Below are 16,595 nucleotides of genomic sequence, written 5' to 3' on the forward strand. Positions count from 1 at the left end.
TCATCTACTCTTTTATTTTTAGCATCAATCGGCTTAGTTAGGAATAAATTTCAATCATAAAAACTTGTATAATTCATAAATAAAATAAATGAAAGTAATATTGATAATTAGTATCAAATGATAATTATTCTTTGTATTATTCATGTAATTTTTTAAAGCTACTTAAAGATTATGCAAAGGACTACGAAACACTTTCAAATTAATGCATTAGCACTTGCTATAGCAATGAGCACAATTTCAGCGCATGCAGAGACTGATCAGCAGACTTCGGAATATGGAACTCTTCCTACCATTAAAGTAAAAGCTGGAAGTGGCCAAGAAAATGAAAAAAGTTATATAGCAGGGAAAACAGATACAGCGGTTCCACTGGGTTTATCTGTTCGTGAGGTTCCACAATCTGTTTCTGTCATTACTCAACAGCGTTTACAAGACCAGCAATTGTCAACTTTGGTTGAGGTCGCCGAAAATGTTACAGGGGTAAGTGTCAACCGTTATGAAACCAACCGAGGTGGAATCTATTCACGTGGTTTTGTAGTAGATAACTATATTATTGATGGTATTCCCACCACATATAGCTTGCCTTGGTCTTCAGGTGAAATTTTCTCAAGTATGGCCTTATATGATCATATTGATGTAGTTCGAGGGGCAACAGGTCTTACATTTGGTGCTGGAAACCCATCTGCTGCAATTAATATGGTTCGTAAGCGTGCTACGAGTACAGAGCCAACTGCTAACGTAGAAGTGAGTGCAGGGAGTTGGGATAATTACCGTGTTATGGGTGATATTGCCAACTCCCTTAATCAATCAGGGACAGTACGTGGACGAGCAGTGGCCCAATATGAACAAGGCGACAGCTATACCGACTTGTTATCTAAAGAAAAGCTATCTTTACTGTTAAGTGCTGAAGCAGATTTATCTGAAAATACCCTTTTATCGGGCGGGGTAACTTATCAGGAAGATGATCCGCGTGGACCAATGTGGGGAGGTTTACCTGTCTGGTTTAGTGATGGCACAAAAACGAACTGGTCTAAAAATACCACTACAAGTGCTGACTGGACACGCTGGAATGTTAAATATACCAACCTATTTGCAGATTTAACTCATAAATTTAATGATAACTGGTCAGCTAAACTGTCTTATTCTCATGGTAAGCGTGATGCTAATTCTAAACTTTTATATGTTTCAGGTAGTGTAGATAAAAATAATGGTCTAGGGCTATCTCCTTATGCATCAGCGTATGACCTTGAGGTAGAGCAAGATAATGCTTCTTTGCAGCTCAATGGTAGTTTTGATTTGTGGGGCTTAGAGCAAAAGGTTGTTTTGGGTTATCAATATTCCAATCAGGACTTTACAGCATATGCTCGTTCAACTGGTACAAAAATGGATATTGGCAATTTCTTTGAATGGAACGGCAGTATGCCTGAACCAGTATGGAATGCGCCTAAACTCAATGAAAAATATAATATTGAACAAAATGCACTATTCGCTGCGACTTATTTAAATCCGACTGAGCCTCTAAAATTTATTTTAGGTGGACGTTTTACAAATTATGAAAAGAATATATATGGTCGTAGTTCATCCATAAAATATGATCACGAATTTGTTCCTTATGCAGGGGTTATCTATGATTTCAATGATGTCTATACTGCTTATGCAAGTTATACCAGTATTTTTCAGCCCCAAGATAAAAAAGACTTTGATGGTAACTATTTAGACCCGGTTGAAGGAAACAGTACTGAAGTAGGCCTAAAATCCGCATGGTTTGATGGACGTTTGAATGGTACTTTAGCGCTTTATCATATTAAGCAAGATAATTTAGCTCAGGAAGCAGGGGACGTCACTCGTAACGGGGTAAAAGAAATCTATTATCGGGCAGCAAAAGGTGCGACGAGTGAAGGTTTTGAAGTTGAAGTAAGTGGACAAATCACACCAGGCTGGAATATTACAGCAGGTTATAGCCAGTTCTCTGCCAAAGATGCAAATGATGCCGATGTTAATACCCAACTTCCTCGCAAGATGATTCAGACATTTACCACCTATAAATTACCGGGCAAATTAGAAAACATAACCGTGGGTGGCGGGGTAAATTGGCAAAGCAGTACCTATATTAATGCCGAAAATCCCAAAGAAGTTATTGAGAAAGTTGAGCAAGGAGATTATGCACTTGTAAACCTTATGGCTCGTTATCAAATTACAAAAGATTTTTCGGCTCAGCTTAATATTAACAACGTATTTGATAAAAAATATTACGGTGTTTTCCCGGCATATGGCCAAATTACTTTAGGTGCCCCTCGAAATGCTGCACTAACACTACAATATAAGTTTTAATGAAGTTATTTTTTTAAAGCACCTAAGGGTGCTTTTTTTATAATTCTAAAAAAGAGCTAAGTATCAAAATAGCACTGGTTTTCACCTCTATTTTTTACCATTTGATAAAATTATTTTTAACTAGAATTTTACCGTTCGTCTGCTAATTAAGATAACTAAGTCATGAATTTATATATGAAAATGTGATGGATTTAACTTAAATTCATTTGCTTAAAAATTATACTAATTGATAAAAAATATAACTTGGCTATATTCCAAGAACATATTGCAGAGTTAGCAATATGCATTTCTAGGATGGAATAAAAATGAAAATAAAATTATCGAAAATAGTAATAGCCAGCTCATTATTGATATTTGCAAATATGAGTTATGCAGAGGGAGTAAAACGGTTTTCTGTCTCGGCAGGTTGGTTACATGTAATGCCTCAAGGTAAAGCTAATCCATTTAATATCAATACAAGTGTTAAAAATGGAACAGTTGCTAAAGTTGGAAGCATTTCGCCGACCAGTTTCTTAAACTCCGTTGATCCTAATGCTACAGAGGTAGATGTAGGCGGTGAACCTTTTAATCAAAAAGAGTTTCTTGAACTCGCTTTAAATGATGACTTTTTAAAAGGGCTCTTACTTGATGAAGAAGGCAATATAAAACCTGAGGTAGCAGGTGAGGCAACGATTCAAGGGTTAGAGCAGTGGCATCAAAATGATGCCGGCCTTGAAGTAGATGACACAGACACATTAGGGCTTATGTTTAACTATTACCTCAATGACAATGTGTCTTTACAATTTATTGGAGGCATTCCCCCTAAAGTCGATATTAAAGGCCAAGGTGAAATCTTGGCACCATTAAGCGGTGTCGCGTTGTCACCAAATGAATTAGTTAAAATTCTTTTTCCGAACGGCATTACCTTAGGTCAAGCAGTCCCGATTACCAATTTAGGCAATAAACCTAAAGCAGCTAGTGTTCGTGCTTGGACCCCTGCAATTGAAGCACAATATCAATTTGGGAAGAGTGGGGTGAACAAGTTTAGACCTTATTTAGGGGTGGGTTTAATGTATGCTCATTTTAATGATATTAAGCTGAATGACGAAATTCGTTCTGACCTGATCTCTGCAGGTCATATGATTCAAAATGTATTAGATGGTAAGGCTGGGGCTGCCTTGGATCGTAAAGAGTCTAGTGGAAATATGGTGGTTAAAGTAGATGCAGATGATGCGATTGCGCCTATATTTACTGCCGGTTTTACTTATGATTTTAATGATTCTTGGTATACAGTTGCCTCAGTATCTTATGCAAAACTAAATAATCGAACACAAATTGATGTCATTAACCAAAATACGGGCGCTCGCTTAATTCATGGGTCAACTAAAGTTGATATTGACCCGATCATTACATATTTAGGGGTGGGCTACAGATTTTAATTTTTTAATCATTTGAAGCAGTATCCTGAAGAAGAATTCAATAAACTAAAATCTTTGGGATACTTTCTCATTTTACATTTCTTTGTGAACACTACAAAAAAGTCTATAAATCTATGCTGATCGTAATATTGATAGCCAGTATTTATAAGCTAATCAATTAAAACTGTATGAGGTGAGATATGTCTAAAATTATCGCTACCCTAGGTTTAGCAGCAATCATTTCGCTTTCTGTAGCGGCTTGCCAAGGTGAGAATGATACTAAACAGCAAGATAAAACCACGACTCCACACTCAATGGATAAAGACTCCTAATTTTTATAATTTTAAAGCCTATCGTTAGATGGGCTTTAAAATAACTTTGCTGTGTCTTGCTATTCCTAGCTATTGTTAGGGATCAAACTAATCTTGCGTTAATAAGACAGCCCTACAGAAAAAATATGAATCTTCTTTTATATGTGCCAGTTGGTTTCCATAACTTGCATTGAATTAAATACGGTTTTTATATGGCATGTACTTAAGCCACTTTTATAAAATGACTCATTATGGCCATTACCATAAATTTCGTTTGTAAAATTTAAAGGGCTGATAAGTTAATTTTAATGACACTCACTTTTGAATAGCGATGAAATAACTTACAAATCCAAACGCTACTCATCAAATCTATACATAAAGTTAAATTTAATAAAAATTATCTTTCATATAATAATTTAAAAATAATTTTGAGGGCTAAAAATGAAAAAAATCATTAAAATTTTATTATTATCTAGTTTGATTTCATCTATACCATTATCTGTAGTTGCTAAAAATATTGAGACTAAAGTAAGCTTTTTAAAAGGTTCTTCTCAAACTACATTAACCGGAAATTTTCAAGGTTATGATGATGTAAGATATCGAGTTTTTGCAAAAAGTGGACAGATTTTAAAATTTAATATTAATAGTTATGGTAATTTAGCTTATATTAATATTTTCGCTCCAGGTCAAAAGCCTGGTAAAGATAAGCCATTATTCGTGGGTTCGACTGTAGGTTTTTCAGGTGAAGTAACGCTACCTGTTGATGGTGATTATATTGTTCAAGTTTATCAAATGAAAAAAAGCGCACAAAGAAATAGAGCAGTTTCTTTTAATCTAGATCTACAAATATTAGATAATAAAAAATAAAATGATAATTAAAAGATTTATATAAAAGCTCTAATAGTTAGAGCTTTTATATAGGCATAAAAATAGCGTAGTGTTAATTTAAATAAATTGAATCAACAATCCCGCATTTTTCAACAAAACTTAGATCATGTGAAACTAATAGCACAGCACCTTCATAACTAGAAATAGCATTTGCAAATAACTCTCTTGACTCGATATCTAAGTGGTTTTCTGGTTCATCAAGTAGTAAAAGTTCAGGCATAGGCTGAGCATGGCTCAAACCTAGTAAAGCAACTTTTAACTTCTCACCACCACTGAGTTGAGCTAAGGGATATGTGCTTTTATCACCACGAATCCGAAGCTGACCTAATAAATTTCTCCACTCTAACTCAGTAATATTTGGGTTAATATTTCTTAAGTTTTCAACAGCAGAGAGATGGTCTAATAAAAAGCTAAAGTTCTGATCGAGATAGAAGCAATTTGCAAACAGTTTAATTTCATCTGTAGCAGTTACAGCTGATTGATCAATCTGTTTCAGCAAAGTTGATTTCCCAATACCATTTCGGCCAACCAAATGAATCTTTTGACAAGCTCTTAAGGCGAGATGAATTGGTTGTTGTGTCCCATAGTTGAGTTTTAAGTTATCAATTCTAAGAATTTCTCCTGTTCTTTTGTTAAAAGAGGGGAATATAAATTGTTGGGGCTTAACAGTTTCTAGAAGTACTTTTTTACTCTTCAAGTCTTGCTGGCTTTGATCGATTTGACGCTGATGTTGAGAATGAATTGCTCCTAGGCTTTGCCCAGCCTGTTCTTTTTTAAAATCGAGCAAAATTTTAGCTTGCGAGTTTGAGTCACGAAGTTTGTTGCCAGCACGTTCACGTTTTTGGGCTTTCATTAAAACTTCATGCTGCTTTTGCTTCATGTGCTTAACTTCACGTTGATGCAGATGTACTGACTGTTCTAAAGCCTCGATTTGGGACTGATATTGCTCATAAAATTTTTCATAATTTCCTGTAGTGTGCTGTAGGCCATGCTCATTTAAGTGATAAGTATGGTCGACTTCATTTAACAAAGTCAGATCATGACTAATAATAAAAGCGCCTGCTGGATGTTTCTTTAACTGAGCAATTAACCACTGTCTAGCTTCTTGATCGAGATGGTTGCTTGGCTCATCAAGTAATAGGTAATGATCAGTTTTTAAAAATAATGCGGATAAGGCTAACTTGGTTTTTTGGCCTTCGCTTAGCTGCTTAACAGGAAAGTCTAAATCGGTTGGTAGCTGAGCAGACCGTAGTAAAGCCTCCCAAATATTAGGAAGATCCCAATGTCCTTCTAACAAATCATAATCATCGTATTCAGCTTCGCCTTGTTCCACTCTTTGAAAAGCGTTGTAAAGATGGTTGACCTCTAAAGCTTCTACAATTGTGTCTGATTGGAGACGAGTGAGCTGAGATAAATATGCATGGTTTGTTTGCCAGTTTATTTGACCACTTATATGCATTTCTGTAGTGGGTGAAATCTTGTGAAGCAATTGCATAAGTAAAGACTTACCTTGACCATTGCGGCCAATTAAGGCTGATACTTGATGATGCTCAAGTGAGAAATTCAATTCTTTAAACATCACTTTTGAAGGAAACTCCAAAGTGAGTTGTGATATTACACATGCCTGCTGAGTCATAAGAACCTCATAAATACAGGATGTACAAAATAGGAATGTAAAGCTTTAAATAAAGACGCTAAGTCACTAAAGAATAGTCTATTTTGCACATCAAAAAAGAGAAAATTGATGAGAAAAAAGACTTACTTCATTGGCGTGACTCACAAAATAGAGGGTAAGAGAGCAATAGTGTATAACGGTTTTTAAGCTGTGTAAAACTTATGCATTTTTTATGATAAAAAGCCTAATCAATGGATTAGGCTTTTAGTCGACTCAGCAATTATTCTTTTACCACCAAAACTTGGATTTTAGTGCTGTTTAGAACATCTTGCGCAAAACTACCCAAAATAAGTTTTTGGAAACCTTTACGACCATGTGAACCAATAACAATCAGGTCTGAACCCAACTCTTCTACAGCTTTAAGAATGCCATCAGATGAGATTTCACCTTGAATAATTTGTGTTTCAATATCAACACCTTCTTCAGCGCATAGGGCTTTTACTTTCGCAAGTGTTTTTTCTGCATTAGCACGCGCTTCAACAAAATAATCTTTTACAACAGGAGAGATGTAATAGAAATCAACACCACTAAACGGGTCCACTGCAACCAGACTAATTGCTGTAAGTTTACTACCAAAAGCTTTAGCGATATGGGCCGCTTGTCGTGCTGCTGCCAAAGAAATCTCAGAACCATCTACAGGTACAATAATATGTCGGTAATTCATAATGTTATTCCTCTTATTTACAAGTTGTTATATGTATGAAGCTTTTCTTACTTAAAGATTAACACATTTGTTTAAAGGTAGAAATCAATTCAATTCACTTGTAGTTAAATTAAATGGTATTTAATTATATATTTGATTTTTAATGATTTTATTAGAGGTTAATAAAGAGGGAGTTGAGACTATGCCAAATTTAATTTTTTAGAAGAACTTTACAATAAATTACCTTTCATATTTTTGTCACACAGAAATCGTATAACCAAATCATATGTAAGGGGGAAGTAGTAAGATATGGCCGATTTAACAGCAAAGAAAGTCAGTAAACTTATCGAGGAATTTCGCCAAACTGGTAAAGAGCCAGAAAAGCTAGTGATTGGATATAAAACTTATGCAAGACTCATGGCAGATGATAAGTTTGCAGAAAAAGTTGTTCCTTCGTTAGAAAACTCAAAAGATCGATTATATAAAAATCTAAAAATAAAGCTTATTACTGAAAAACATTATTTTGAAGTTAAATAAAATATAAATGTGATATTTATCACATTTATATTTTTGTTGTTTACATTTAGTAGGAATTATTAACATATTGTTTTTAAGTTGATACAAATATGGGGTGTAATCAACATTTGAAAACAGCATTCCTTTACAGACTCGATAGAATAAATTGCTTTTATTTTTAAGTAGTGGAATAAATTGAATGCCAAGTATTAGTGTAATTTTATTTTATATTTTAGCTATTTTAGGCTTTTGCTCTGCTGTGGGAGGATTATTAAGTTTAAGCATGTTTTTAATCATCATCGGTATTGGGCTTATTTGTGCAGCTTTTTTGCTAAAAAAAGAATTTAAAATTGATGTTTTATTCTGGAAATAATCATTGGTTAGAAATGATCCAATTAATAAATATAATTAGCTTTCACCTCATACAAATGAGGTGTAATTTAAATATTTTAATGTGATATATATTATTTAAACTTAAATTGATCTGGCTTTTATTTTCAAAAATCTTATTACAATTCTAAATAGAACCGGAAATTAAAAAATACATTAAGTATTTAAAAATAAAAAGATTTCAATTACGATGAAAGACGAATAAATTAGTTACTGTGGTATTAGGTAAAAAATAACAAAAGCGAGGTGAACACATGACCTATAAATATGAATATGCAGGGTTTTGGTTAAGATTTGGCGCAATGATCATTGATACTCTTATTCTTTTTTTAGCAATTATTCCAGCCGCATGGATCTTTTATCATGGAGATTACGATCTCATATTTGCTACAGGTATGAGTAGTAAACCGCAAAACTATTGGTTTGATATGATCGTAAATTATGCATTTCCATTTTTATATACTGTTTTGTGTTGGATCTACTTTGCAGGGACACCAGGAAAACGTCTAATGCGTTTAAAAGTTCTCGATGAAAAGACAGGTAATAAGTTAACTTTCATACAATCTCTCATTCGCTATATCGGATATATTCCATCTATTTTAGTGTTTTGTATTGGTCTTATTTGGGTCGCATTTGATGCTAAAAAACAAGGATGGCATGACAAGATGGCGAAAACAGTGGTGGTTAGAGAACTATGAGTTATAGTCACTGATGAATTAATAAAAAATTACAAAAAAAATCTTGTGCCTTGTAGAGTAAAACCTATACTTGCCGCGAGTTTATTTAACGGAGATCCTAAATGGGTAGTTGTTCGAGGTTCGAGTTTAATTATCAATTAAACCAAAGCCAATACTGAGCAAGGTAACCTTTAGGAGAGGCTATCTTGCAATGAGATAGCTTTGTTAAAAATTAGATTAAACCTATACAAATTACTTGATTTGTAATCATTCACTTCAGCATTTATCTGTTTAGTTTCTCGCTAGAAATGGGGAGAAGCCAATGTTTTTATACGCTTCCATACACGACCGTTATATCTACCAGATTTTAATCTTGGTAAACAATTCGTCTCATGCGATTCAAAGCATTCGGACCATGTGCAGTTATGTGACATTCCGTCAACGTTGGTCTGGCTTTGGGCTAATTTTCTCTTCTTCATCGTAAGTCTACGATCTCCTATTTCTTTCTAAATTAAAAAATTTAAAAGGCTTTATTTTCAATAAGGTCGAGAGCTTTGTACGCCTAAAAAATGGAGGATTTCGTGATGAAATTCTGGCAACGACTCTTCACAGCATTTTTAAAAAGATTTCATTTGATGCGTTTTTTCGGTCGTAATCGATCTTTTAAAGAGCTACATCAATCTAGTTATGCTCAAGAAATTAGCAAAAATTTATCTAAGCGTTTGCTTAATGCATCAAGGGTTCAAACGAATGATCTATTAAAACAATTCGATACTCATTTGACGGGGCTTACAGAAGAGCAAGCGTATACCCAACAAATGACGGTGGGGCTTAATGAAGTTACTCATGAAAAGCCATTAACTTGGTGGCAACACCTTTGGTATTGCTACCGTAATCCGTTCAATATTTTACTTAGCCTTTTGGCATTGATTGCTTTCTTTACCGATGATCTAACGGGTTCAACCATTATTAGTGTGATGGTAATTCTTTCAACACTACTTCGTTACTGGCAAGAAGCAAAGTCAAATCAAGCTGCGGATGCCTTAAAGGCAATGGTGAGTAATACTGCTACAGTATTGCGCCATCAAGTCAGTGCAGAAGATTTAGAACTTATACATGAGCGTTATGGCATTGATACTAAAAATCAAACCACTCACCAATTTGAAATACCAATTCAGTATTTAGTGCCGGGTGATGTGATTTTATTATCTGCGGGTGACATGATTCCTGCGGATTGTAGAATTTTGTCTGCTAAAGATTTGTTTGTCTCTCAAGCTGCAATGACTGGTGAATCAATGCCTGTCGAGAAATTTCCGTTGCAGAAAAATCTTGAAGAAACCAGCGCTTTAGAGCTAGATAATATTGTATTCATGGGGACCAATATTGTTTCTGGTTCAGCTCAGGCAGTGGTTTTAAGTACGGGTATTCAAACATATTTCGGTGCATTGGCTCATCGAGTTACGGCTACTGATCGGAGCACGACTGCATTTCAAATGGGTGTCAACAAAGTAAGTTGGTTGCTCATTCGCTTTATGTTGGTGATGGCACCTGTTGTACTTTTCATTAATGGCTTCACCAGAGGCGATTGGGCTGAAGCATTTTTATTCGCATTATCTGTAGCTGTCGGTCTTACTCCAGAAATGCTACCGATGATTGTGACTTCAACTTTGGCAAAGGGCGCGGTTTTCTTATCTAAAAAGAAAGTGATTGTTAAACGTCTAGATGCGATCCAAAACTTTGGTGCCATGGATGTTCTATGTACCGATAAAACTGGAACTCTGACTCAAGACAAAATCTTTTTATCCCAACATATTGATGTTCAAGGCGGGAAATCAGACTTTGTACTCATGCAGGCATTTTTAAATAGTTATTATCAAACAGGCCTAAAAAATTTGCTTGATGTGGCTGTTTTAGAAGCTGTTGATGATCAGATCAAAATACAGAAGTTACGTTACAAGAAGTTAGATGAAGTTCCTTTTGATTTTGATCGCCGCCGTATGTCAGTCGTGGTACAAACGCCTCAACAAAAAGCCCGTATGATTACCAAAGGCGCAGTTGAGGAAATGTTAAAGGTTTGCCGTTATGTCGAGGTAAATGGCAAAGTAGAGCCTTTAACAAAGCAACGTGAAGTGGCAATTGAGGCATTAACTCAACGCTATAACCGAGATGGTTTAAGAGTGGTGGCAGTAGCGTATCGTGAGTTTAAAAATCATCAGGAAAATTATTCAGTTGTTGACGAAAGTGATCTGATTTTAATAGGTTATATTACTTTTCTTGATCCACCTAAAGAGTCTGCCAAAGAAGCTGTACAGAGTTTACAGGCCCATGGCGTAACGGTAAAAGTGCTGACTGGGGATAATGAGTTTGTCACCCAAAAAGTGTGCCGAGAAATTGGCCTGAATTATGATCAAGTTTTATTGGGCGGTGTAATTGAAACCTTAACTGATCAACAACTCAAAAGAGCAGTAGAGCAATACCACATTTTTGCGAAATTAAGTCCGGTTCACAAAGAACGTATTGTTGAGCAGTTAAAAGTAAATGGTCACGTGGTTGGTTTTTTAGGAGACGGTATTAACGATGCCGCTGCTATACGTGCTGCCGATATTGGTATTTCAGTAGATACCGCAGTAGATATCGCTAAAGAGTCTGCAGATTTAATCTTGCTTGAAAAAAGCCTGATGGTTCTTGAAAAAGGTGTGATTGAAGGCCGTAGAACTTTTGCCAATATGCTGAAATATATCAAAATGACGGCGAGTTCAAATTTTGGTAACGTTTTTTCGGTACTTATTGCGAGTGCTTTTATTCCATTTTTACCAATGCTGCCTATTCACTTACTCATTCAAAACTTACTTTATGATGTTTCACAAATTGTGATTCCTTTTGACAATGTGGATGAAGAGTTAATTGCAAAACCACAGCGTTGGCAACCTGAAGAAGTTGGCCGCTTTATGGTGGTGTTTGGACCGATTAGCTCCATTTTTGACATGATTACCTTTGGGTTAATGTGGTTTGTATTTTCAGCAAACACTCCTGAACATCAGACGCTATTCCAATCAGGCTGGTTTGTGGTGGGTTTACTTACCCAGACATTAATTGTCCATATGATCCGCACAGCTCAAATTCCATTTATTCAGAGTCGTGCCGCGACTCCATTATTAATAATGACAGCGGGGATTATGTGTATCGGGATTTTCTTACCAATGGGCCCTTTAGCAAGCTATTTAAAACTACAAGCTTTACCTTTAAGTTATTTTTTATATTTACCTGTAATTTTAGGTGCTTATATGTGTGTTACTCAATGGGTAAAGAAAATCTATATCCGCCGTTATGGCTGGCAATAAAACAATAGGTGCAAAATGAAATTGCAATTTCTACAACATACAGACTTATCAAATATTATTGATACTTTAATTAGTCTCTCGGCTGCTTTTATTTTAGGGGCGTTAATTGGGTTCGAACGTCAGTATAGGCAACGTACAGCTGGTCTTCGAACAAATGTTCTAGTTGCGGTAGGTGCAGCAATTTTTGTAGATATTGCAATTAATCTTACTGGAGCAGATGGAGCTGTTCGGGTAATTGCCTATGTTGTTTCGGGTATTGGTTTTTTGGGTGCGGGTGTCATTATGCGCCAAGAAGGCAACATCCACGGTTTAAATACCGCAGCGACTTTATGGTGTTCTGCGGCAGTAGGTGCTGCCGCGGGTGCTGATTTAATTATTGAAGCAATATTGGCGACAGCCTTTATTTTATCTGCCAATACGCTATTAAGGCCGATTGTCCATATTATTGACCGTCGTCCGTTAGACGATGACACAGAAGTTTTACATGTAATCTACATTATATGTGACCGAAGTCAGAGCAAGGTTGTTATGGATGAATTAAACCTAACCTTAAAGCATCATAATTATCCTGCTAAAGATATTGATGTCACACCTTTTGGAGAAAAAGAGGTTGAGATAGAAGTAACGCTAATTGCAACTTCAATTGAAGCAGAAGAAGCACAACACATCATTAATCACTTAAATGCAATGCCGCAAATACGGCAAGCATTTTGGGATAAAAACACAATTAATTAATTTAACGAGAGTTTACGCTTAATTTTTTATGAATTTCTCTAAATGATGAAGCGGAAACTCTTTCGTTTAAGCCTTATTTTTTAGCTTTAAATTTAAGGACTATAAATACAACAATACCGACAACCAGTCCCCAGAAAGCTGAACCAACACCGAAAAATTGGATACCTGACGCACTACATAAAAAGGTAAATAATGCCGCTTCGCGGTCTTCAACTGGACCAAACGCAAGCGCAATGTTGTGACTAATCGTACCAAGTAAGGCAATGCCTGCTAACGCTACAATAAAAATATGAGGAAAAGACATCAGTAAGCTTGTGAGGGTTGCAGCAAATAGCCCCATCAACACATAAAAAAAGCCACAGCTTATACTCGCAATATAACGTTTGCTTGGGTCAGGATGAACTTGGTCGTCTAAGCTTACGGCAGCACTTATCGCAGCAATATTAACGCTGTAACATCCAAAAGGTGCAAGCACAACTTGGGTTAGACCTGTCCAGCCAATCAGTTGATTAACATGCGGTTTATAGCCATAACTCTTGATCATGGCTATACCGGGTAGATATTGCGATGCCATGCTAATCACAAAAAGTGGTAATGCTAAGCCTAAAAGTGCTGACCAGCTAAATTCAGGACTAATCCAAACGGGTTTAGCCAAGGACCACTCAAGAGTAGGCATATGAAAGTTTAAAAAGACAGGGCAGAGGGCAATACCTGCCAAGGCGGTAAATACAATGCTGTAACGCGGCCATAATCTTTTTGTAATGACATAAATAGCGAGTAAAGATAAAACAAATATCCAATCATTTTGCAAGCTCGCGAAAAGCGAAATCCCAAACTTAAGCAAAACTCCGGCAAGCATGGCACTGGTTAAGCTTTGTGGTATATAGGAAAGCGCTTTTTGGAATATACCTGAAAAGCCTAAAATCGCAGTAAGTAAACCACCTACTAAAAAAGCGCCAATTGCTTCATTTAAACTATAGCCACTACCTGTTGCCATAATTAAAGCGAGGCCCGCAGTTGACCAAGCTGTTGCTACGGGATATTTAAATTTCCAAGAAAGGATGAGTCCTGATAAACCAATACCTAAGCCTAAAGCCCAAAACCATGAGGTGATTTGTTCAGATGACGCACCTAAAGCTTGAGCAGCCTGAATCACTAAAATAGCTGAAACACTAATACCAATAAGAAAGGTAATAAAACCAGCAAATACGGCTGGTATTGAGAAATCTTGAAGAATCTTTTGCATAGCTAAATGTTCTAAGTCCCTGAAAAATTAATATGTTTCTGCCTATGTTTTCAGCTAGGTAAATCTAACAATTTTTTTTAAGAAGGTGCTTTCTATTTTTGACTTTAAAATGAAAGAATATTTTTTAAATAGCCATTAATGATATTATTTATTTCATAACAAACGGTGAATTTGGGATATTGTTTTATGGATGAGCAGGCTGAAAATTTAACACCTCTTGAATTGAAAATTATGCGCTGTTTACAAGAGAATGGACGTTTAAGTAATGCTGAACTGGCAAAACTTGTTGGCATTAGTACTTCGTCATGTTGGAACCATACTCAGCGTCTTTTTAAGATTGGGGCCATCTTGGATGTACGTGCTCGAATCAATCCGGGTATGGTGCAACGTGAGACTATTGTTTTGGTCGGAGTAGTGCTGGATCGCTCGACACCTGATAGCTTTCAGGCGTTTGAACAAGCAGCAGGTGATTTGGAGAATGTTCTAGAATGTTACTTGGTTGCCGGAGAAGTCGATTACTTTCTAAAAATTCGTGTTAAAGATTTGGCTGCTTTTAACCGTTTTCATAGTGAAAAAATTATTGCCTTACCTGGGGTAAGACAGGTGAGGACATTTTTTGTGCTCAATGAAGTTAAAACAGATGGCATGCTGGCATTTTAACAACTTAATAAATTCTGACTTCCTTGACTCGGCAGCTTACATTGTTGAAGTTGCCAGCTTTAAGCCAAATCCGAAAAATAAAATGCCAACTAAGAAAATTCCGCTTGCTGCAATTTTATGGTTTTGTTTGAAAAAAGTTGAAAGTTTAATTCCAGAGAAAATAAGCGCAGTTAAATAACTAAAGCTAATAATTTGCAAAATCACCGCTAAAATTAAAAAGCTTAAAGCTGGATAGGCATAATCCGGTTCAACAAACTGCACAAAGAAAGACAGGAAAAATAAAATCGCTTTAGGGTTGAGTAAACTAATACTTAAGGCTGTTTTATAAGGGTGAACTTTATCTAAAGCAGGTAAATCAGCCATTTCTGCTTGGGGTTGATTCCGTAATTTCCAGCGTTGAATGCTGCCTTGTAAAAGCTTAAAACCTAAATAAGACAAGTAAAGTGCGCCGACGAGTTTGAGTACGATAAAAACCCAAGGGAATGCTTTTAATAAAGAAGCTGCACCAAGTACAGTACAGAGCATTAAAATTAAGTCACCGGTAAAAATACCAAGTGCACCCATATATCCGGTTTTAATACCATAGCGTGAAGCAATAGACATCACATAAAGAGAATTGGGTCCTGGCAATAACACAATTAGGAATGTACCAATAATATATGTTGTTAAGTCTGTTATGCCGAACACGAGAAACCCAATAAAAAACCGATTTTTGTCATGATAACAAAAATCGGTAATTTTGTATGAAAAGTGCAGTTTTTAAGATTTAATTTCTGCATCAATTCCAAAAGATTGACGTAATAAAAGACTTAATTGATCCCGCGCTTTAATAAAGCCATCAACACCACCTTGTAAAAGTTGGAATGCCATTAAGTCATGGTTAAGTTCATCTTTAAAACTTTGCTCATTTTGAGCTGGTCTAACAATCGCTTCTGCCTGTTTTGCTTTGTTTGCATCAAGTGCTGCATCGACTGTACGCGTATCTTGCTCAAGCTGCGTTAGCAAGCTTGGAGAGATCGTAAGCAAATCACATCCTGCAAGGCCTAGCACTTGGTCGATGCTACGGAAGCTCGCACCCATGACTTGAGTTGGAATATTTTGCTGCTTGTAGTAAGTGTAGATTTTCTTAACTGAAACCACCCCTGGATCTTTCTCGATTGGGTAAGAATCTACACCTTCAGCTTTTTTGTACCAGTCTAAAATACGGCCTACAAAAGGTGAGATTAAAGTAACTTTGGCATCTGCACACGCTTGGGCTTGATGTAAACCGAAAAGGAGAGTGAGGTTACAAGCAATACCTTCAGCTTCTAACACTTTAGCCGCTTGAATACCTTCCCAAGTCGATGCAATTTTAATCAGAATACGTGACTGATCAATCCCATAACCTTTATAAAGCTCACATAATTCATGCGCTTTTTGAATGGTCGCTTCGGTGTCATATGAAAGTGCAGCATCGACTTCTGTAGAAACACGGCCTTCAATAAGTTTTAAAATTTCTACACCAAATTTTACGGTTAAAATATCAATGGTTCTTTCAATCAGTTCATCATTTTTATAGCCTTCTTCTTTGGCTTGATAATAAGCATCTTCAATGAGCTCTTTACTTTCTGGTTGTTCTGCCGCAGCGGTAATTAACGAAGGATTCGTTGTAGCATCTAAGGGACGAAATTTACGAATTGCTTCAAGGTCGCTACTGTCAGCAACAACGGTCGTTAATGTTTTTAATTGGTCAAGTGCTGTATGAGTCATTGATATTCAACATCTTCAATAAAAAATCTTATGTTTTCT

The 16,595-nt window shown here is 36.1% G+C and carries 16 protein-coding genes; 11 read left to right on the plus strand and 5 right to left on the minus strand.

All coding sequences use genetic code 11. The features are described 5' to 3' along the window. The first annotated feature begins 171 nt into the window (after positions 1-171). The 4 genes from NQ782_RS01635 to NQ782_RS01650 all read left to right on the plus strand — a co-directional run bounded on the left by NQ782_RS01635 (position 172) and on the right by NQ782_RS01650 (position 4,903). Positions 172-2,328 carry a TonB-dependent siderophore receptor gene (locus NQ782_RS01635; RefSeq protein WP_057093420.1) on the plus strand — a complete coding sequence of 719 codons (2,157 nt, stop codon included), beginning with the start codon at positions 172-174 and terminating at the stop codon, positions 2,326-2,328. A gap of 305 nt (positions 2,329-2,633) precedes the next feature. Further along, on the plus strand, positions 2,634-3,746 hold the full coding sequence (locus NQ782_RS01640; RefSeq protein WP_004712981.1) for an OmpW family protein: 1,113 nt from the start codon (positions 2,634-2,636) through the stop codon (positions 3,744-3,746). Between the two features lie 179 nt (positions 3,747-3,925). Further along, positions 3,926-4,057 (plus strand): hypothetical protein, encoded by a 132-nt coding sequence (locus NQ782_RS01645; RefSeq protein ID WP_057093509.1) that lies wholly within the window; start codon positions 3,926-3,928, stop codon positions 4,055-4,057. A gap of 420 nt (positions 4,058-4,477) precedes the next feature. Next, entirely contained in the window at positions 4,478-4,903 is a 426-nt protein-coding gene (locus NQ782_RS01650; protein WP_086231117.1) for a DNA breaking-rejoining protein, read from the plus strand. Positions 4,904-4,976: 73 nt separating this feature from the next. Here the strand turns inward: NQ782_RS01650 and NQ782_RS01655 are convergent, their stop codons facing one another. Then, complete coding sequence (locus NQ782_RS01655) at positions 4,977-6,560, minus strand: ATP-binding cassette domain-containing protein (protein ID WP_057093486.1); 1,584 nt, start codon at positions 6,558-6,560, stop codon at positions 4,977-4,979. 259 nt (positions 6,561-6,819) lie between these two features. Next, positions 6,820-7,263, minus strand: a complete 444-nt coding sequence (locus NQ782_RS01660) for a universal stress protein (protein WP_001109442.1) — start codon at positions 7,261-7,263, stop codon at positions 6,820-6,822. A 288-nt stretch (positions 7,264-7,551) separates the two neighbouring features. On the opposite strand from NQ782_RS01660, the gene NQ782_RS01665 reads away from it, so the two are divergent. The 6 genes from NQ782_RS01665 (at position 7,552) to NQ782_RS01690 (ending at position 12,901) form a co-directional block, all read left to right on the plus strand. Next, the gene (locus NQ782_RS01665) at positions 7,552-7,779 is read left to right on the plus strand and encodes a hypothetical protein (RefSeq protein ID WP_000774578.1); all 228 of its coding nucleotides are present in this window, start codon (positions 7,552-7,554) and stop codon (positions 7,777-7,779) included. A gap of 178 nt (positions 7,780-7,957) precedes the next feature. After that, entirely contained in the window at positions 7,958-8,131 is a 174-nt protein-coding gene (locus NQ782_RS01670; protein WP_001139332.1) for a hypothetical protein, read from the plus strand. 271 nt (positions 8,132-8,402) lie between these two features. Beyond that, on the plus strand, positions 8,403-8,846 hold the full coding sequence (locus NQ782_RS01675) for an RDD family protein (RefSeq protein WP_000221474.1): 444 nt from the start codon (positions 8,403-8,405) through the stop codon (positions 8,844-8,846). Between the two features lie 301 nt (positions 8,847-9,147). Next, a complete protein-coding gene (locus NQ782_RS01680) occupies positions 9,148-9,309 on the plus strand; it encodes a hypothetical protein (protein ID WP_171251904.1) in 162 nt (53 codons plus the stop codon). A gap of 100 nt (positions 9,310-9,409) precedes the next feature. Beyond that, the gene (mgtA, locus tag NQ782_RS01685; RefSeq protein ID WP_057093129.1) at positions 9,410-12,166 is read left to right on the plus strand and encodes a magnesium-translocating P-type ATPase; all 2,757 of its coding nucleotides are present in this window, start codon (positions 9,410-9,412) and stop codon (positions 12,164-12,166) included. 15 nt (positions 12,167-12,181) lie between these two features. Beyond that, positions 12,182-12,901 carry an MgtC/SapB family protein gene (locus NQ782_RS01690; RefSeq protein ID WP_000775740.1) on the plus strand — a complete coding sequence of 240 codons (720 nt, stop codon included), beginning with the start codon at positions 12,182-12,184 and terminating at the stop codon, positions 12,899-12,901. Between the two features lie 73 nt (positions 12,902-12,974). On the opposite strand, the gene NQ782_RS01695 is transcribed toward NQ782_RS01690, so the two are convergent. Next, positions 12,975-14,147 carry a benzoate/H(+) symporter BenE family transporter gene (locus NQ782_RS01695; RefSeq protein WP_057093126.1) on the minus strand — a complete coding sequence of 391 codons (1,173 nt, stop codon included), beginning with the start codon at positions 14,145-14,147 and terminating at the stop codon, positions 12,975-12,977. 186 nt (positions 14,148-14,333) lie between these two features. Between NQ782_RS01695 and NQ782_RS01700 the strand changes: the two genes are divergently transcribed. Beyond that, the gene (locus NQ782_RS01700; protein WP_000344223.1) at positions 14,334-14,807 is read left to right on the plus strand and encodes an Lrp/AsnC family transcriptional regulator; all 474 of its coding nucleotides are present in this window, start codon (positions 14,334-14,336) and stop codon (positions 14,805-14,807) included. A gap of 36 nt (positions 14,808-14,843) precedes the next feature. On the opposite strand, the gene leuE is transcribed toward NQ782_RS01700, so the two are convergent. Both leuE and tal read right to left on the minus strand, forming a co-directional pair. Beyond that, positions 14,844-15,494 (minus strand): leucine efflux protein LeuE, encoded by a 651-nt coding sequence (gene leuE, locus NQ782_RS01705; RefSeq protein ID WP_000467074.1) that lies wholly within the window; start codon positions 15,492-15,494, stop codon positions 14,844-14,846. Positions 15,495-15,566: 72 nt separating this feature from the next. Next, positions 15,567-16,556 carry a transaldolase gene (tal, locus tag NQ782_RS01710; RefSeq protein ID WP_005123786.1) on the minus strand — a complete coding sequence of 330 codons (990 nt, stop codon included), beginning with the start codon at positions 16,554-16,556 and terminating at the stop codon, positions 15,567-15,569. Positions 16,557-16,595 lie beyond the last annotated feature (39 nt).

The organism is Acinetobacter sp. BD54, from assembly GCF_044778325.1.
Taxonomy (GTDB): Bacteria; Pseudomonadota; Gammaproteobacteria; order Pseudomonadales; family Moraxellaceae; genus Acinetobacter; species Acinetobacter baumannii.